A 19,238-nucleotide genomic window follows, 5' to 3' on the forward strand; every position below is an offset into this window, starting at 1 on the left:
TTACCTGTTTATTAATTTTACAATTTCTTCAACAATATCTTTTGTGGCATTTGGCAATGCCAATTTTTTTATGTTTTTACCTAAAGTTTGTCGTAATTTTTCATTCTCCAACAGTTCTTCTATATTGGATTGAAACATGTCCAATTCAGATTCTTTTAACAACAAAGCCGCATTATGATTCACAACTGCCAACGCATTTTTAGTTTGATGGTCTTCAGCAACATTTGGCGAAGGAATAAAAATGACAGGTTTCCCCACAATACACAATTCTGAAATTGAACCTGCACCTGCACGGCTAATGATAAAATCGGCGGCCGCATATGTTAAGTCCATTCTATTCAAAAAAGCGTGCGTTTGAACACCTTCTAAATTGTCGTATTTTTTAAATTCTTCATAATACAATTTTCCTGTTTGCCAAATGACCTGCACATTTTTCGAGATTAGCCAATCAATATGCTTTTCGATTAAATTATTCAATGCTCTGGCGCCCAAACTTCCTCCAATAATTACCAATGTTTTTTTATCGTTTTTTAAATTGAAATACTTTTTGGCTTCTTCACCTTTTCCCGTAATTTCAAGTAAATCCTGTCTTACCGGATTTCCAGTTTTAACAATTTTGTTAGAAGGGAAAAAACGTTTTAATCCATCATAAGCCACACAAATTTTATCAACTCTTTTTGCCAACAATTTATTGGTAATTCCAGGATAAGAATTTTGTTCCTGAATGAGTGTTTTTATGCTGCGTGTACTTGCCACATATAATGTTGGTCCGCTGGCAAAACCACCGGTACCAATTACAATGTCCGGTTTAAATTCCTTAATAATTTTATAAGCTTTCGATAAGCTGCTGACCAATTTGAACGGAAATGATAAATTTTTTAAAATATATTTTCGCTGAATTCCTGAAATCCATAATCCTTTTATAGCAAATCCCGCTTCAGGAATTTTCTCCATCTCCATTTTATCCTTTGCACCCACAAACAAAAAATTGGCTTCAGGATATTTCGCCTTTAATTCATTGGCAATGGCAATTGCCGGATATATATGCCCGCCTGTTCCTCCTCCGCTTAATATGATGTTAACCGATTGCTTCATGTAATACATTTAATGGGTTATCTTCATTTTCTAAATCCGGGTCAATTTCTTTTTCAGCAGTAACACTTAAAATAATTCCTATCGCAAAGCAAGTCATCCAAATAGAGGTTCCTCCACTACTGATCAACGGCAATGTTTGTCCGGTCACCGGAAATAAATTAACAGCTACTGCCATATTTATCATAGCCTGAAAAATGATGGGCAAGCCAACGCCAATAATGATGAGCGTGGCAAAAATACTTCTTGCCTTTTTTGCGGCAATCACAATGCGAAACAACAACATAAAATACATGAGCATCACTAATAATGCGCCCAACAATCCATATTCTTCAACAATTATGGCAAAAATAAAATCGGAGGATGATTGAGGCAAAAAGTTTTTTTGGATACTTTTTCCAGGACCTCTTCCTTGCAATCCGCCAGTTGCAATTGCAATTTTAGCTTTTTCAACCTGATAACCTTCTTCAGCACTTGGATTTGAAAAATTTTCTACCCTGCTAATCCATGTATCCACCCTGTTAGGCAAAAAACCCGGAAATGCTTTTGCAGTAATCACAAAAATGGCTAAAAACGCCACACCCAATCCAACAATGGCCAATAAATATTTTATGGGATATCCTCCAATAAAAGCCAACATCAATATCATTAGAAAAGCGATGGCTGTTGTTGAAAAATTTGCCGGTAAAATTAATGCCAACGTAATAGCTATAGGCAGCCACAACTGCCATATACTTTTCTTAAAAGTAATTACACTTTCCTTTTTTCGCGCTAAATAACGGGAAACATAAACCATTAAAACCAAGATAGCCAAAGTGGATGTTTGAAAACCAACACCTATAAACGGAATTTGAATCCACCTTGAGGCATTTGAACCTCCTATGGTGGTTCCTTGGGCTAACGTATAAATAAGTAACACAATTACCAAAGGCAACATGATTACAGAGCCGCCGCTAAAATATCTAAACGGAATTTTATGAACGCCATAAATAATTAAAAATCCAAGAAACAATAAAACAACATGCTTAAACAAATAATAGAAAGGCGTACCTACATTTGTGCCATAGACCAAATTGGTACTTGCACTGTAAACAGGCATAAACGACAAAATTGCCATGATGGTAACAATTGCCCACATCGCTCGATCTCCTTCTATATTTTTAAGAATGTTTTTCATTTACAATCCCCTAACAGCTTCTTTAAATTTATTTCCCCGGTCTTCGTAATTTTCAAATAAATCAAAACTTGCACAAGCTGGAGACAACAATACCGTATCCCCCTTTTCTGCAATTTTGTAGGCCACTTTTACAGCTTCTTCAGCTCCTGCAGTTTCAACGATTAAATCAATCACATTGCCAAAAGTTTGTGTTATTTTTTGATTGTCCATTCCCAAGCAGATAATTGCCTTCACTTTTTCCCTAACCATCGGCATTAAATCTAAATAATCGTTTCCTTTATCTACACCTCCAACAATCCATACAATTGGCGTCTTTACACTGTCCAATGCATAAAATGTTGCATTAACATTTGTTGCTTTAGAATCGTTGATATATTGCACACCATTAATTTTTAACACCATTTCCAATCGGTGTTCAGCCCCTTCAAAATCCTCCAGACTCTCACGAATCGTTTCCTTTCTGACTTTTAACAACGATGTAGCCAAAGATGCGGCCATTGCATTTTTCGTATTGTGTTTTCCTTTTAAAGCTATAGTTGCTATATTCATTAGTGTTTCTTGCTTTTTATATTTAATTATTATGTTGTCATTTTTTAAATAAACGCCTTGTTCTAATTCTTTTTCAATTGAAAAAGGGAGTAAAGTGGCTTTTGTTTTATTTTTTTTTAACCACGTTGAAATTACGTTATCGTCATAATCATAAATCAAAAAATCATTTTCGGTTTGATTTTCGGTGATTCTGAATTTTGAGTCGATATAGTTTTCAAATTTATAGTCGTACCTATCCAAATGATCAGGTGTAATATTTGTGATAATAGCTATGTGAGGCGCAAAATTCACAATGCCATCCAACTGAAAACTGCTTAGCTCCAATACATGGATATCGTACTTGTTTTCGGCCACTTGTTGTGCAAAACTATCGCCTATATTTCCACCCATTCCTACATTTAGGTTTGCCCTTTTCAAAATATGATTAACCAACATTGTTGTGGTGGTTTTTCCGTTTGAGCCGGTGATTCCTACAATTAGTCCATTGGTATATTTTGAAGCAAACTCAATTTCAGAAATTACAGGAATGCCTTTGCTATTCAATTGTTTTACTAATGGAACTTTATCAGGAATTCCAGGGCTTTTCATTACAATATCTGCCTCCAATATTATAGATTCAGTATGTTCCCCCTCTTCAAATAAAATGTCATTATTTAAAAGAACTTCTTTATATTTTAAAGCAATTATTCCTTGGTCAGAGACAAAAACATCATATCCCTTTTGTTTTCCCAAAATAGCGGTTCCAACACCGCTTTCTCCTGCGCCAAGTATTGCTAATTTCATTTATCTCAGCTTAAGGGTTACAATGGCCAATACCGCCAACATGATTCCAATAATCCAGAATCTTGTCACAATCTTACTTTCGTGATATCCTGATTTTTGATAATGATGATGCAAAGGCGCCATTTTAAATATTCGCCTTCCTTCTCCATGTCTCTTTTTGGTATATTTAAAAAACCCTACCTGAAGAATTACAGATAAATTTTCCACTAAAAAGACACCTGCCAAAATAGGAATGAGCAATTCCTTTCTAACGGCAATTGCCAAAACAGCAATAACGGCTCCTATAGTTAAACTTCCTGTATCTCCCATAAAAACCTGAGCCGGATAAGTATTGTACCATAAAAATCCGACTAAAGCACCTACAAATGCAGCAATAAATATGGTCATTTCACCCGAATTTGGAATGTACATCACGTCCAAATAATTGGCAAAAATGATATTCCCTGATACCCATGCGAAAATCCCCAGTGTTGCGACAATTATAGCAGATGAGCCTGCTGCCAATCCATCAATGCCGTCAGTTAAATTGGCTCCGTTTGATACCGCAGTGATAATAAATATTACTATTGCTATAAAAATGAGCCAAGCATATTTTTTATAGTCATTTCCTAAAAAAGCAACTGCTGATGCATAGTCTAACTGATTATTTTTTACAAAAGGAATCGTTGTTTTTATAGATTTTTTGGCATCGGCAAACAATATTTGAACTCCTTGTTCTGTAGTATATTGATACTTTACCGGCAATTTTTCTTTCATCGTTACACTTGGGTGGAAATAAAGCATTGAGCCTACAAAAATCCCCAGGGTAATTTGTCCTAAAATTTTAAATCTTCCTTTTAAACCGGCTTTATCCTGTTTAAAGATTTTAATATAATCATCTAAAAAACCGATAATCCCCATCCATAAAGTAGTGACCACTAACAATACGATGTACACATTGTCTATTTGCGCAAATAACAAAACAGGAATAAGTGTCGCTAAAATAATAATGATACCTCCCATTGTTGGAGTTCCCGCTTTTTCAACTTGACCTTCCAAACCTAAATCTCTCACAGATTCACCAACTTGTTTTAATTGCAGGAAATTGATAATTTTCTTTCCGTAAATCATAGAAAACAGCAATGAAATAATAAATGCCAATGCTGAACGAAATGAGATATACTGAAACAACCCTGCACCTGCCAGATCATAATGTTTGTCAAAGTATTCGAATAAATAATATAACATAATCTTAGCTTTCTATGAGGTTCAATTGATTTGTAATCTGCTCATAATCATCAAAATGAGATCTTTTTCCTTGTATTTCCTGATAGGTTTCATGGCCCTTTCCGGCAATTAAAATAATATCACCCTTTTTAGCCAGTTTAGAAGCTGTTTTTATCGCTTGTTCCCTATCTAAAATCGATATGGCTTTTTTTAGATTTTGAGCTTCGATACCTGCTTCAATTTCTTCTATGATCGTTTGCGGATCTTCATTTCTTGGATTGTCGGAAGTCACTAATACCTGAGTGCTTAATTGAGAGGCGATTCGTCCCATAACAGGACGTTTCGCTTTATCTCGATTGCCACCGCATCCCACAACGGTAATTACTTGTTCGTTTCCTGTTCTGATTTCATTGATGGTTTCCAAAACGTTTTTTAAAGCATCTGGCGTATGCGCATAATCCACAATAGCTGTTACACCGCCTCTCGAAATAAAATATTGAAACCTTCCTCTTACATTTTCCAGCTTGCTTAAATATTGCAAAGCTTCCGTTGAATCTAACCCCAAAAGCATTGAAACACCGTAAACAGCCAATAAATTATAGGCATTAAATCTCCCGATTAATTTGGTATAGACTTCATTGTTGTTGATATTCAGCACCAAGCCAGAAAACTGGTTTTCAATTATTTTAGCCTTAAAGTCGGCCATCGTTTTTAATGCGTACGATTGTTTTTTCGCCTTTGTGTTTTGAAGCATTACCGGCCCATTTTTATCATCGATATTAACCAATGCAAATGCCGATTTTGGCAACCCATCAAAAAATGATTTTTTTACATCTCTGTATTCGTTGAATGTTTTATGATAATCTAAATGGTCATGAGTTAAATTGGTAAATACACCGCCCGCAAATTGTAATCCTTCTGTTCTTTTTTGATGAATTCCATGAGAACTCACTTCCATAAAACAATAATCGACGCCCAACTCCACCATTTCATTCAAATAAAAATTTATGGCCACTGAATTTGGTGTGGTATGGGTTGCTGCATATTGTTTGGTATCCACTAAAATTTTTACGGTAGATAACAATCCTGTTTTATAACCGGCATTTTGAAATAATTCATACAACAACGTAGCAACGGTAGTTTTTCCGTTTGTTCCAGTAATTCCTATCAATTTTAATTTTGAAGAGGGATGGTTATAAAAATTTGAAGCAATCAATGCCAAAGCACTGTTTGAATTTTCAACCTGGATATACGTTATGTTTTCAACCAAATTCTCGGGCAATTTTTCACAAAGTATTGCATTTGCTCCTAATTCTATGGCTTTATCAATAAATTGATGTCCATCGAACAGCAATCCTTTTTGAGCAGCGAACAGACAATTTTTTTGTGCATTTCTAGAATCGAATACAATGGTGTTTACCTTATTATTGGTACTGCCATGTATGCTATTTACTATAACCTTATCTAATATGTCTTTGACTGCTTTCAACGATTTTAATTTAGAATTATAGTTGATCCTTTTATTATTTTTGCTCCTGCATTAAGGGATTGCCCGGCCACTTTTCCATTTCCGGTATAACTTACTTTTAATCCTAAATTTTCAAGTAAAGAAATAGCGTCCATCCCTGGCATTCCTTTTACATTTGGCATAGAATCAATTTCTCTATTGGAAATTGTAAAATAAGTATTATAGTCATTTTCAATGCTTTTGAAATGTGGCGATGCATTGTCAATTTTATCAATTTCGGATTTTGATGCGTAAATTTTTTGGGCGATGTCTTTAAAAACGGGTCCGGAAACATCTGCTCCATAATATCCAGTTTGCGCTTTTGGTTTATGAATCACCACAATGCAGGAATATTTCGGATTCTCGGCAGGAAAATATCCTGTAAATGACGATATATAAAATCTGTTTGTGTCCCAGTCTTCTTTCCAATATTCAGTTCGTGCAGTTCCTGTTTTACCGGCCATAGAAAAATTTTCGGCATATAATTTTTTACCGGTTCCGCGTACGACCACATTTTTAAGCATTTCATGAATTTTATCAATGGTTTCTTTTGAACAAATGGCTGGGTCGATCACCTCTTTACCAAAAGATTCTATGTTTTTGGCATGAGATCGAATTTCTTTTACGAATCTTGGTTTTACCATTTCGCCATTATTTGCGATGGCATTGTAAAACGTCAATATTTGTAATGGTGTTAAGCTAAGATTGTAACCATAAGCAATTGACGGCAACGCATTTTTACTCCATTTTTTATCACCGGGGCCAGGAATTTCAGGTTTGCCTTCCCCTTTTATAGGCAACCCTAACTTTTCATTTAAATGCATTCCCCTTAAAGAATTTATAAATTTCTCGGGGTTTTGTGCGAAATTTTCTTCAATCAATCTTGCAAACCCAATATTTGAAGAAACTTCAAGGGCTCTAGCTGCAGATATATTACCAAAACCACCTCTATGCGAATCACTTATAGATCTTCCATGAATTATATACTTTCCTGTTCCGGTATCAACCATGGTGCTGGTGTCTATCACTTTCGACTCCAACGCGACAACCATCGACATCACTTTAAAAGCAGATCCTGGTTCATTAGATTCCCCAACAGCATAATTCAACCTTTCATAATAGTTTCCGTTTGTATTTTTACCCAAGTTGGAAATCGCTTTAATTTCGCCTGTTTTGGTTTCCATAACCACCACACAGCCATGGTCTGCTTCATAAATTTCCAGCTGTCTCAATAAAGAATGGTGGGCAATATCCTGTATGTTAATATCAATAGTGGTTACAATATCTTTTCCGTCAATTGGCTCCTTTTCGTTGGTGTCATTAATTGGTTTCCATTGACCTTTGGCTATTTTCTGCTTCAAACGCCATCCAAATTTTCCATTTAAATAATCCCTATAAGCGCCTTCAATTCCTGGTGCGCCTCTATAATCATCATAGCCAATGGTTCGTGCTGCAACTTTTCCGAGCGGATGCGCCCGAACGGTAGATTGTTCTGCAATGAAACCGCCTTTATACATTCCCAAATTAAAAATTGGAAAACTTTTAATTTTCATGTAATCAGTATACCCAAGTTTTCTTGCAATCAACAAGTACCTGTTTTTGTTGGTTCGCGCTTTTCTAATTTTATTTTCCCATTGCGAAGCTGAAGTTCCCAACATTTTTGACAATTCAACAGAAAGACTTCTGATGTTTTTTTCAAACTCTTCACCATCAACAGTAAAGGCATCCATTCTAATTTCAAACTGCGACATAGAGGTAGCGAGCAAACTGCCATCTGCAGAAAAAACATTTCCGCGATTTGCAAAAATGGTATCATTCTTTAAAGTGAGATGCTCCGACATTTCTCTATATCTTTCTCCTTCGTCAAATTGAATATCGGTTAGCTTAAATATAATAGCCACCAAAAAAAGTGTAATAAATACAAACACAAAATACAGTTTGTTTAATATGCCTTTTTTTGTTGCAGCCAATGTTAATTTTATTTTTTTGAGGTTACACTAATTACTTGTGGCGGATTTTCACTTGGTTTTAATCCAAATGCCTCTACCCTCTTTTTTATGGTTGATTCTAACTTCATTTTCATTGAAATTGAGCGTATATCAACAAATTCAGCCCTTAATTCTTTAATTTCTTTATTTAGCTTTGCAATTTCCATTACTTTTTTATCCGAATTGTGTCCGCTTGCAATCATCAACATGACCAAACCCACAATAAAAAAAATGAACCTCCAGTTTTTAAAAGAATCTTCTTGAATTAAAAATTTCCCTTTTAACAAATCATAAATGCTATTTGAAATTTTTGCCATTTATGCTAAAGTTGCGATTCTTAGTTTTGCGCTTCTTGCCCTGCTGTTTTTCTTAATTTCCTGAAATGACGGAACCACCATTTGTCCAACTTTCTTTAAAGGAACCGTTACATTTCCATAAAAATCTTTTACAGGTTCACCTTCAAAAAGTCCGCTTCTGATAAATCTTTTAACCAATCTGTCTTCCAAAGAATGATAAGACAGTACGCTCAATCTTCCACCTTCATTAAGCAATTCAGGAACTTGCAATAAAAATTCTTTTAAAGCTTCTATTTCCTGATTTACCTCGATTCTAATTCCCTGAAAAATTTGGGCCAATACTTTATGCTCTTGTGATTTTGGCACAAATGCAGCCAAGACTTCTTTTAATTGAAAGCTTGTTTTAATTTTTTCTTCGGAACGTTTTTCCACGATTCTTCTCGCGATATCTTTTGCATTGCGCAATTCGCTATAATTAAAAAGAACGTTGGCTAACCTTTCCTCATCGTATTTATTGATAACCTCAAAAGCCGACAATTCGCCCGACTGGTTCATTCTCATATCTAAATCGGCATCAAATCGTGTAGAAAATCCGCGTTCAGCTTCATCAAATTGATGAGAAGACACGCCTAAATCAGCCAAAATACCATCCACTTTTTTGATGCTGTAAAAACGCAAATACCTTTTAATAAATCTGAAATTTTGCGGTATTAGCGTAAATCTCGGATCATCAATAACATTGCGTTTTGCATCCTCATCCTGGTCAAAAGCGAAAAGTTTTCCATTTTCATTTAACCTATCCAATATTTCCCTTGAATGTCCTCCACCACCAAAAGTAACATCAACATATACACCGTCTGGTTTGATATTCAAACCATCAATGCTTTCTTTTAACAATACCGGGTTATGATATTCCATCTTCGTTTTCATTTACGTTACCCATTACATTCTCTGCCAAATCAGCAAAATCAACCGTAGCGTCATCAATCGCTTTTTCGTACTTGTCTTTATCCCAAATCTCAATAATGTTCAATGCAGATGAAAGCACCACGTTTTTGTTGATGTCAGCAAACACCTGTAAATCTTTAGGAATCAATAATCGCCCTAAACTGTCTAATTCCACAATTTTTACACCTGCAGTAAAACGTCTGATGAAATCATTATTCTTTTTCACAAATCTGTTCAAGGTATTCACCTTTGACATCATTGCATTCCATTCAGGCATCGGATATAACTCCAAACATGGTTGAAACACGGAACGTTTTATTACAAAACCTTCCTGCAACACTGGCATCAGCTGTTTCTTTAATGCATTGGAAAGCAGCAACCTCCCTTTAGCATCAGCCTTACCTTCGTATGTTCCAATTAAATTTATCATCATGTATTTGAGTGTATTCAAAAATATAAATTTTTTCCCACAATTTACCACAATTATCCACTTTGTTGATAACTTTCACCACTTTAACATATTTACAGGTTACTTTTATGAAATTCAGCTACTTGTTTTTTTAAATGCGGGGCTTTAAAATAAACTGTATTTTGGAAAAAAAACTTACCTTTGCAATAAGGTATAAAAACGAATATTTAAATGGGTAGTAAACTTATCGAAGATGGCAAGTACAGCTATGTTGAAGCTGGCGAAGGACAACCTATAATTGTGCTTCACGGACTTATGGGAGCGTTGAGTAATTTTAACGGCGTTTTGAACTATTTTTCAGAAAACGGCTATAAAGTAATTATACCCGAATTGCCCATTTATAAATTACCGTTGTTAAAAACAAATGTTAAAAACTTGTCGAAATTTTTAAAAGATTTCATGGCGTATAAAAAAATTGACAAGGCTGTTTTGCTTGGAAATTCTTTAGGCGGACATATAGCATTGTATTTCACAAAGTTAAATCCTAATAGCGTTGCCGGAATTGTTTTAGCAGGAAGTTCAGGTTTGTACGAAAAATCATTGGGAGATACCTACCCAAAAAGAGGAAATTATGAGTACATAAAGTCCAAAGTTCAGGAAGTATTTTACGACCCGGAAATTGCAACAAAAGAAGTTGTTGATGAAATTTTCGCTTCAGTAAATGATAGGGTTCGAGTTATTAAAACATTGACAATTGCAAAAAGCGCCATAAGGCACAATATGGCAAAAGACTTGCCATCAATGCACACTCCCGCCTGTATTATTTGGGGAAAAAACGATTCCGTAACACCTCCAGAAGTCGCTGTTGATTTTCAAAAATTATTGCCTGATGCAGATTTGTATTGGATCGATAAATGTGGTCATGCACCGATGATGGAACACCCAGACGAGTTTAATAAAATTCTTGAAAACTGGCTAAAAGAAAGGAACCTATAATCCATGAAAATTAAAACTGCTGATTTTGTAACCAGCAATACCGACGTTTCAAAATGCCCAAAAGAGCAGCTTCCTGAGTATGCTTTTATCGGGCGCTCAAATGTGGGGAAATCTTCGCTGATAAACATGATTACCGGCAAAAGCAAATTGGCAAAAACATCTGGAAAACCTGGTAAAACCCAACTTATCAATCACTTTAAAATTAACGAAAATTGGTTTTTGGTCGATTTGCCCGGCTATGGTTATGCACAGGTTTCAAAATCTAAAAGACAAACTTTTCAGGAGTTTATAAAAGATTATTTATTGCTTCGCCAACAATTGATTTGCACTTTTGTATTGATTGATTCGAGATTGGAGCCTCAAAAAATTGATTTGGAATTTATGGAGTTCTTAGGCGAAAACAGCATTCCTTTCTATATTGTTTTCACCAAAGCAGACAAGCTGAAACTTTCTGAATTAAACAAAAATATTAAGGTTTACGACAAAGTGATGACCAAATCCAGTTGGGAAAGCATGCCTCCCCATTTTATAACTTCTGCAGTAGACACGACCGGAAAAGAAGCATTGCTGAATTTTATCGACGATTTAAATCAGAAAGTGGCAGCGCAATCCTAAAAATGGCTTCAACCAAAAATAATCTGCAAATTCTATTTGAAGACAACCACTTTATGATTGTCAATAAAAGATCAGGCGACATTGTTCAGGGAGATAAAACCGGAGATGAACCTTTAAGTGATGTTGTAAAATCGTTTATCAAGGAAAAATACAACAAACCGGGTGCTGTTTTTTTGGGTACGGTGCATCGGCTAGACCGGCCAACCACAGGCATCGTTGTTTTTGCCAAGACTTCAAAAGCGCTGGAGCGTTTCAATAAAATGCTGCGCGATAAAAAAGTAAATAAAACTTATTGGGCGGTGGTTAAAAACAAACCTGAAAAAGAAGCGGATACGATTACAAGTTACTTAATAAAAAACCCGAAAAACAACAAGTCAACTCCCTACAACACTGAAATTGAAGGAAGTAAAAAAGCTGTTCTTCATTATAAAGTACTGAAATCATTGGACAATTATCACTTATTGGAAGTAGATTTGGAAACGGGCCGTCATCACCAAATCAGATGTCAATTATCCTCGATTGGTTCTCCTATAAAAGGTGATTTAAAATATGGTTTTGACCGAAGCAATAAAGATGCAAGCATTCATTTACATGCGCGCAAAATTGCGTTTTTTCACCCGGTTTCCAATGAAAATATATCAATTATAGCACCTGCTCCAAAAGATCCGATTTGGGATGCCTGCAATTAATTAATAATTAATGATGAAAAATTAATAATTGATTTTTCTGAATTTCCAAAAAGAAAAAAAGAAAAGAACATATTTTAAATTAGGCTTTTTTCTTCTTGTTCACTATTTCATCCAAACATAAATTACCCAAACTTCCTTTGTGCGTGTGCATTACTTTTTTATCGGGATTAAAGTTGCCCTCATCAATACTTTTTCCAACAATTTTATAGGCATCCCTGAATGGAGTTCCGTTTTGCACCAATTTGTTAACTTCCTCAACACTAAATAAATAAAGGTATTTTTCGTCATCAATAATATTCGGTTTTACCTGAATGTTTTTTAATGAATACGTAAGCATCTCTAAACATGATTTTAAGGTTGAAAAAGACGGAATCAAGCCTTCCTTCAACAATTGCAAATCTCGGTGATAACCGCTTGGCAAATTGTTGGTGATGAGTGTAAACTCATAAGGCAATGCCTGTAATTTGTTGCATTTTCCTCGAATCAGTTCAAAAACATCCGGATTTTTTTTGTGCGGCATAATGCTCGATCCTGTTGTTAATTCATCGGGAAAAGAAATAAAACTAAAATTCTGGCTCATATACAAACAAATATCCATACTCATTTTTGATAAAGTTCCCGCGACAGAACTCATTGCAAAAGCCGTTGATTTTTCTAGTTTTCCTCTGCCCATTTGCGCGGCTACAGCATTAAATTTCAACGTTTCAAAATTTAATAATTTTGTCGTGTAATCTCTGTCTATTGGAAATGAACTTCCATAACCTGCCGCTGAACCCAGCGGATTTTGATCGGCCACCTTATATGCTGCTTTCAAAAAATAAATATCATCTATCAATGTTTCGGCATAGGCGGAAAACCACAATCCGAAAGAGGAAGGCATAGCGATTTGCAAATGCGTATAACCAGGCAACAACACATTTTTATGCTGTTCCGCCAGTGAAATTAACAATTCAAAAAGTTCATCGACTCCTTCAATAATTTCATTTAAGGCATCTTTCACAAATAAATGAACATCAACCAACACCTGATCATTTCTTGAACGCGCCGTATGAATTTTTTTACCGGCATCGCCCAATTTTTCAGTTAGCAAAAATTCGATTTTGGAATGCACATCTTCAAAAGAATCTTCAATAACAAACTTCCCATCCTCAATAATTTTTAAAATAGCTTCAAGTTCTGAAAGCAACAAACTGAGTTCAGTGGCTGTTAATAATCCTATTTTATGCAACATTTTTGCGTGGGCAATATTCCCCATCACATCATATTTTGCCAATATCAAATCGAGTTCCCTGTCGTTTCCCACAGTGAACAAATCTATTTTATTATCGGTTGAAAATCCTTTATCCCAAAGTTTCATATTTTGTTGTTTAGTCGTTTATTTGTTAAATCGTGTATTTGTTGAATTGTGTAATTGTGTAATTGTAAAATTCTTTACTCAAAAAACACACCCCTAACCCCTCTCTAGAGGGGAAGTTAACGCTTTTGAATTAATAATTTGCTCTAGTAAAAAACCCTTTTGCCTATTTTGTTCTTTATTCTAAATTGGCTCATTGGCATATTGGCTAATTTCACAAAACTTCACTTAATATTTTGATATACAATTCTATCCCTTCTTCAATTTCATTCACATAAACAAATTCATCGGCGGTATGTGAACGAAAACTGTCTCCCGGACCTAATTTCAAAGATGGACAACTTAATACAGCCTGGTCCGATAGTGTTGGCGAGCCATAGGTTTTTCGGCCCAATTTAATTCCTGCCACAACAATTGGATGGTTTTTTGGAATTGAGGATGAATTTAACCGCAACGACCTTGCTTTTACCTCACATTTCACTTTCGATTGCACAATATCCAGTACTTCCTGGTTGCTGTAAGCATCGGTAACCCGAACATCAACCACAAAATTACAAGTCGCCGGGATTACATTGTGCTGATTTCCGGCATTTATTTGCGTCACGGTCATTTTTACCTTTCCCAAGGTTTCAGATTGCTTTGGAAATTCAAAATTTTGAAACCAATGAATGTCTCCAATTGCTTTATAAATGGCATTATCTCCAATACCGTGAGCGGCATGTCCTGAAGTTCCTTTCGCCTCACAATCAAGCACCAACAATCCTTTTTCAGCAATTGCCAATTGCATCAAAGTTGGTTCCCCGATAATGGCAAAATCTATCGGTGGAATGTTTTGAAGCATACTGTTTAATCCGTTCAATCCTGAGCTTTCTTCTTCAGCAGAAGCCACCATCACCACATTGTAATTCAAATCATTTCTGTCATAAAAATAAGTAAATGTTGCCAACAATGAAACCAGGCAACCGCCAGCATCATTGCTTCCCAATCCGTATAATTTCCCTTCTGAAACTTCAGGATTGTAAGGATCTTTTGTATATCCTTTATTAGGTTTTACCGTATCGTGATGCGAGTTCAGCAATATTGTTTTTTTGGAAGGGTCGAAATATTTGTTTTTTGCCCAAACATTGTGATTCTCACTTTCAAATTTGATGTCGTGATTGGAAAACCATTGCATAATTAACAGCGCCGTTTCATTTTCCTCTCCTGAAAAAGATTGCGTTGCAATTAAATTTTTAAGCAATGCTATCGCTTCCTTTGTTAGTTGGTTTATCATTATTCTATACTTAAGACTGTGAACAAATTAGTGGTGTTTTTAATGAGCGATGCATCGCCAATATTCACTTTTTGAACGCCTTTTTTTAGCGCATTAAAACAATTGTGAAGCTTAGGAACCATTCCTTCTGAAATAACGCCATCTTCAATTAATTGCTCATATTTCTTCAAATTAATATGTTGAATTACAGAATTTTTATCGGCAATGTTTTCCAAAACTCCTTTCAATTCAAAAACAAAATTTAGCTCCACTTCATAAAACTCGCTCATGGCAATTGCAATTTCTGAAGCAATCGTATCGGCATTTGTGTTTAACAACTGTCCGTTTTTATCGTGCGTAATAGCACAAAAAACAGGCGTTATGTTGTTTTGCAACAACACCTTTATAAATTCGGCATTGATGGCATCCACATCGCCCGCAAATCCGTAATCAACATCCGTAACAATTCTTTTGTGTGCTAAAATACAATTGGCATCAGCACCAGATAAACCGAGCGCATTACAGTTCAATTTTTGTAATTGCGCCGTAATTTTTTTATTCAGCAAGCCGGCATATACCATGGTCACCACTTCCAAAGTTTCCTTGTCAGTTACCCTTCTTCCCTCAATCATTTTAGGCTTTAAACCCATTGCTTCAGAAATTTCAGTCGCTCTTTTTCCGCCGCCATGAACCAGTATTTTTGGTTCATCTATTTCAGAAAAATCTTTTAAAAATGAGCATAAAGCATCCTCATCATTGATGATGTTTCCGCCAATTTTAACCATTTTCAACAATTGATTATTCATGATGCTCCAATATTTTCTTCAACACAATTTGTGCTGAATACGTTCTGTTATTAGCCTGTTGAATCACAATGGAATTTTCCGAATCTATCACTTCATCGGTTACAATAACGTTTCTTCTCACCGGCAAACAATGCATGAATTTCGCATTGTTGGTCAGTTTCATTTTTTCTGAAGTAATCATCCAGGAACTATCTGTATTCATTATTTTTCCATAATCTTTGAACGAACTCCAATTCTTGACATACACAAAATCGGCGTTTTCAAATGCTTTTTTCTGGTCGTATTCTATGGTTGAATTTTTGGTAATTTCAGGATTCAGTTCATAACCTTCAGGGTGCGTAATCACAAAATCAGCTTTCTGCAATTGCATCATTTCAACGAATGAATTCGCTACTGCGTGTGGCAACGCTTTTGGATGCGGCGCCCATGACAATACCACTTTTGGTTTGTGGGCTGTTTTAAATTCTCCCATCGTAATAGCATCGGCCAGCGCCTGAAGCGGATGCCCGGTAGCACTTTCCATATTTACAACCGGAATTCCGGCGTATTTTTTAAAACTATTGATGACCATTTCAGCTTTGTCTTTTTCTTTATCAGTTAACGATGCAAAAGCTCTAATCGCCACCAAATCGCAATATTGCGCAATTACTTTTGCCGCTTCTTTTATGTGTTCCGATTTATTTTGATTCATCACAACGCCATCTTCAAATTCCAATTCCCAGCCTTCACTTCCAAAATTCATCACAATGACATTCATTCCTAAATTTTGGGCTGCTTTTTGGGTGCTTAAACGGGTACGCAAACTGTTGTTGAAGAACAACAAACAAATCGATTTTCCTTCACCGAGGGTTTTGTGTTGGAGTGGGTTTTTCTTCAGCTCCATAGCTTCCTGAACTGCTTTCTGCAAGTTCCCAAGATCATTTATATTGGTGTAATGTTTCATCTGTTTAAATTTTATTTTTTAATGGTAACAGATGCTGTTCGCCATTAATCATTCCTTTGTGTATCAAAATTTGTGATGCTCGTTTCATTTTTTTGTAATTTTTGTGAAAACAGATTTATGTTGAATGGCATCAAGCATAAAATTATCATTTAATCCGTTAAGAATCCAAGTTTCAATATTGGCGTTTTGCGCAATTTCCGCGGCTTCAATTTTTGTCGTCATTCCTCCAGTACCTCTTAAAGAAACTGATTTTTCGGCTTCTCCTTTAAGTAATTGAATGTCGGCTGTTTCCAAAATGGTTTTCACATTGTTGTGGTGAATGGACTCCTTTGTATAAATCCCATTGGTATTGGTTGCAATGATTAACAAATCAACATTTAAAAGAGCCGCCGTTAATGCCGATAATTTGTCATTGTCGCCAAATTTAATTTCGTCGGTTGCCACGGTGTCGTTTTCATTAATAATGGGAATATAATTGTTTTCAACCAAAACATTTATTGTATTTACAATATTTAATTTTGATTGCTCTTTTTCAAAATCTGAATAGGAAAGCAAACATTGAGAAGTAAGCAATCCCAATTCCCTAAAACTCTCCTGGTAAATTCGCATTAAATGCGGTTGTCCGATAGACGCCAAAGCCTGTTTTACGTTTATTTCCTTTCCGTTGCTTTCCAATTTCACAAATTGTTTGGCAACAGCAATGGCGCCTGAACTCACTATCACAAATTGATAATCGTCTTTTAAATAGGCAATTTGTTTTGCAATGTCCTCAATTTTACCTCTGGAGATGTTGTCGGTCTCTTTGGTTAGCACATTTGTGCCAATTTTTAGCAATATTCTTTTTTTACCTGATTTGCCCATTTCCGTATATATACCATTTGTTTGTTACTAAATGTTGCAGCCCCATAGGACCTCTGTGATGTAATTTATCTGTACTTATCGCCAATTCTCCACCCAATCCAAACTGGCCGCCATCAGTAAACCGTGTAGATGCATTTTGGTAAACTGCTGCGGAATCAACCGATTCCATAAAAGTAGTTGCTGTCTCTTCATTTTTGGTAATGATTACTGCAGAATGCCCGCCTCCGTATTTGTTGATTTTTTCAATGGCTTCTGCGGAAGAATCTACGCTTCCCAAAACAATTTTATAGTCCAAAAATTCTTCGCACCAAATAGCTTCATCTTCAAAAGCTTTCACATTTTCAAAAATTGACAATGCTCCATCACCTAAAATTTCAACGTTGAATTCCAATAAATTTTCAATCAGCTTTTTAATGAATATTTCTTTGTTTGGCAAACTTGAATTGATCAACACTTTATCGGCAGCATTGCAAGCTGATATTTTTGTAGTTTTTGCATTGAGAATTACTTTTAAAGCTATCTCTAAATCGGCTTCCGCATCCACATAAATAAAATTATTGCCACGTCCGCTTACAATGACCGGGCAAGTGGCGTATTGCTTCACAAAAGAGATTAATTTTTCACCGCCACGAGGCACAATTAAATCCACTTTTTGCGTTGGATGCTGCAAAAAAGATTGCGTTTCAGCTCTGCTGTAATTCAGATATTCAACCCATTCAGTAGAAATTTTGTTTTGAGCCAATGCTTTGTGCCACAAATCCACTATTTTTAAATTGGAATTTACTGACTCTTTGCCCCCTTTCAACAAGATTTTATTTCCTGATTTAAAAGCAATTCCCGCTGCTTCAACAGTGACATCGGGCCTTGATTCATAAATGATTAAAATTGTTCCGAACGGCGCTGTTTTATTGGTGATTTTCAATCCGTTTTCGTGGGTGAAATTGTACAATTCTTTTCCAACCGGATCCACATCAGCCACCAATTGCTTTAGCGACAAAATCATTTCCTTAATTTTTTCTTCATCCACTTTTAAACGCTCGTACATGGCCAAATCTTCACCAACATATTTTTTAATATCTGTTTTATTTGCTTTTAGCAAAGCCAATTTTTCATCGCAAATCAATTTTGCCACAGAAAGTAAAACGGCATTTCGTTGCTGGGATGTCAGTGCCATATTCATCAGTCTAAAATTTCTTTCAAAGCATTTATAAAAATATCAACGTGTGCTTTTGAAACACTTAAAGGCGGTAAAATTCTTAGCAATTTTTTATTGTTTGAACCACCGGTAAAAATACGTTTATCGAAAATGAGTTTTTTTCGCAACTCGCTCACTTCAAAATCGAATTCAACACCCAACATCAAGCCTTTTCCCTTCACTTTTTTAATTTGCGGAATCATTTTAATTTCTTCTGAAAAATATTGAAAAACTTCATTCACATTTTCCATCAATTTCTCGTTTTCCATAATATCAAGGACAGAAATTGCGGCAGCGCAAGCCAAATGATTTCCTCCAAACGTAGTTCCCAAGAGGCCATGTTTCGCTTTGATTTTATCGGAAATCAAAACGCCGCCAATTGGAAATCCGTTTCCCATTCCTTTTGCCACGGTAATCATATCAGGCTGAACGTTGTGATGTTGAAAAGCGAAAAATTTTCCGCTTCTGCCATAACCCGACTGCACTTCATCTAAAATGAATACGACATTATTTTCATTACATTCTTTCTGAACTTCCTGAAAAAACGCCGTAGTTCCCTCATCCAAACCGCC

The 19,238-nt window shown here is 35.6% G+C and carries 19 protein-coding genes; 3 read left to right on the top strand and 16 right to left on the bottom strand.

The window, feature by feature from the left end; all coding sequences use genetic code 11:
- The 9 genes from murG to ABY285_RS02950 are packed head-to-tail and all read right to left on the bottom strand — an operon-like array spanning position 1 to position 9,976.
- Positions 1 to 1,095: an undecaprenyldiphospho-muramoylpentapeptide beta-N-acetylglucosaminyltransferase gene (murG, locus tag ABY285_RS02910; protein ID WP_372766830.1), complete on the bottom strand. Its 1,095-nt coding sequence runs from the start codon at positions 1,093 to 1,095 to the stop codon at positions 1 to 3.
- Positions 1,079 to 2,269, bottom strand: coding sequence for an FtsW/RodA/SpoVE family cell cycle protein (locus tag ABY285_RS02915; RefSeq protein WP_372766832.1), 1,191 nt, complete (start codon positions 2,267 to 2,269; stop codon positions 1,079 to 1,081). Before ABY285_RS02915 ends, murG begins: the two co-directional genes overlap by 17 nt.
- Positions 2,270 to 3,601 carry a UDP-N-acetylmuramoyl-L-alanine--D-glutamate ligase gene (gene murD / locus ABY285_RS02920; protein ID WP_372766834.1) on the bottom strand — a complete coding sequence of 444 codons (1,332 nt, stop codon included), beginning with the start codon at positions 3,599 to 3,601 and terminating at the stop codon, positions 2,270 to 2,272. It lies immediately after the preceding gene.
- The gene (gene mraY / locus ABY285_RS02925) at positions 3,602 to 4,828 is read right to left on the bottom strand and encodes a phospho-N-acetylmuramoyl-pentapeptide-transferase (protein WP_372766836.1); all 1,227 of its coding nucleotides are present in this window, start codon (positions 4,826 to 4,828) and stop codon (positions 3,602 to 3,604) included.
- Between the two features lie 4 nt (positions 4,829 to 4,832).
- Positions 4,833 to 6,296, bottom strand: a complete 1,464-nt coding sequence (locus ABY285_RS02930; protein ID WP_372766838.1) for a UDP-N-acetylmuramoyl-L-alanyl-D-glutamate--2,6-diaminopimelate ligase — start codon at positions 6,294 to 6,296, stop codon at positions 4,833 to 4,835.
- A gap of 5 nt (positions 6,297 to 6,301) precedes the next feature.
- Positions 6,302 to 8,284, bottom strand: a complete 1,983-nt coding sequence (locus ABY285_RS02935; RefSeq protein ID WP_372766840.1) for a penicillin-binding protein — start codon at positions 8,282 to 8,284, stop codon at positions 6,302 to 6,304.
- A gap of 8 nt (positions 8,285 to 8,292) precedes the next feature.
- Complete coding sequence (locus ABY285_RS02940) at positions 8,293 to 8,619, bottom strand: FtsL-like putative cell division protein (RefSeq protein WP_372766842.1); 327 nt, start codon at positions 8,617 to 8,619, stop codon at positions 8,293 to 8,295.
- Entirely contained in the window at positions 8,620 to 9,516 is an 897-nt protein-coding gene (gene rsmH, locus ABY285_RS02945) for a 16S rRNA (cytosine(1402)-N(4))-methyltransferase RsmH (protein ID WP_372766844.1), read from the bottom strand.
- Positions 9,503 to 9,976 (bottom strand): division/cell wall cluster transcriptional repressor MraZ, encoded by a 474-nt coding sequence (locus tag ABY285_RS02950; protein WP_372766871.1) that lies wholly within the window; start codon positions 9,974 to 9,976, stop codon positions 9,503 to 9,505. The genes rsmH and ABY285_RS02950 overlap by 14 nt, the downstream gene beginning before the upstream one ends.
- 210 nt (positions 9,977 to 10,186) lie before the next feature.
- Here ABY285_RS02950 and ABY285_RS02955 point away from each other — a divergent pair, with 210 nt between their 5' ends.
- From ABY285_RS02955 to ABY285_RS02965, 3 genes are read left to right on the top strand one after another with little or no spacing between them, the layout of a single operon-like run.
- Positions 10,187 to 10,951, top strand: a complete 765-nt coding sequence (locus tag ABY285_RS02955; protein WP_372766846.1) for an alpha/beta fold hydrolase — start codon at positions 10,187 to 10,189, stop codon at positions 10,949 to 10,951.
- Between the two features lie 3 nt (positions 10,952 to 10,954).
- The gene (gene yihA, locus ABY285_RS02960) at positions 10,955 to 11,566 is read left to right on the top strand and encodes a ribosome biogenesis GTP-binding protein YihA/YsxC (protein ID WP_372766848.1); all 612 of its coding nucleotides are present in this window, start codon (positions 10,955 to 10,957) and stop codon (positions 11,564 to 11,566) included.
- Positions 11,567 to 11,568: 2 nt separating this feature from the next.
- A complete protein-coding gene (locus ABY285_RS02965; RefSeq protein WP_372766850.1) occupies positions 11,569 to 12,255 on the top strand; it encodes an RluA family pseudouridine synthase in 687 nt (228 codons plus the stop codon).
- A gap of 79 nt (positions 12,256 to 12,334) precedes the next feature.
- Here the strand turns inward: ABY285_RS02965 and argH are convergent, their stop codons facing one another.
- The 7 genes from argH to ABY285_RS03000 form a co-directional block, all read right to left on the bottom strand.
- Positions 12,335 to 13,612 (bottom strand): argininosuccinate lyase, encoded by a 1,278-nt coding sequence (argH, locus tag ABY285_RS02970; RefSeq protein WP_372766852.1) that lies wholly within the window; start codon positions 13,610 to 13,612, stop codon positions 12,335 to 12,337.
- Between the two features lie 211 nt (positions 13,613 to 13,823).
- Entirely contained in the window at positions 13,824 to 14,882 is a 1,059-nt protein-coding gene (locus ABY285_RS02975) for a M20 family metallo-hydrolase (RefSeq protein WP_372766854.1), read from the bottom strand.
- Positions 14,882 to 15,667, bottom strand: coding sequence for an acetylglutamate kinase (gene argB / locus ABY285_RS02980; protein ID WP_372766856.1), 786 nt, complete (start codon positions 15,665 to 15,667; stop codon positions 14,882 to 14,884). The genes ABY285_RS02975 and argB overlap by 1 nt, the downstream gene beginning before the upstream one ends.
- Positions 15,660 to 16,610, bottom strand: coding sequence for an N-acetylornithine carbamoyltransferase (locus ABY285_RS02985; RefSeq protein ID WP_372766858.1), 951 nt, complete (start codon positions 16,608 to 16,610; stop codon positions 15,660 to 15,662). Before ABY285_RS02985 ends, argB begins: the two co-directional genes overlap by 8 nt.
- Before the next feature lie 84 nt (positions 16,611 to 16,694).
- A complete protein-coding gene (proB, locus tag ABY285_RS02990; RefSeq protein ID WP_372766861.1) occupies positions 16,695 to 17,471 on the bottom strand; it encodes a glutamate 5-kinase in 777 nt (258 codons plus the stop codon).
- Positions 17,455 to 18,651 carry a glutamate-5-semialdehyde dehydrogenase gene (locus ABY285_RS02995; protein WP_372766863.1) on the bottom strand — a complete coding sequence of 399 codons (1,197 nt, stop codon included), beginning with the start codon at positions 18,649 to 18,651 and terminating at the stop codon, positions 17,455 to 17,457. The genes proB and ABY285_RS02995 overlap by 17 nt, the downstream gene beginning before the upstream one ends.
- Positions 18,651 to 19,238: aspartate aminotransferase family protein (locus ABY285_RS03000; RefSeq protein WP_372766865.1), on the bottom strand; the 588-nt coding region annotated here is incomplete at its 5' end. The genes ABY285_RS02995 and ABY285_RS03000, both read right to left, overlap by 1 nt.

It is taken from the genome of Lutibacter sp. (assembly GCF_041555395.1).
GTDB lineage: Bacteria > Bacteroidota > Bacteroidia > Flavobacteriales > Flavobacteriaceae > Lutibacter.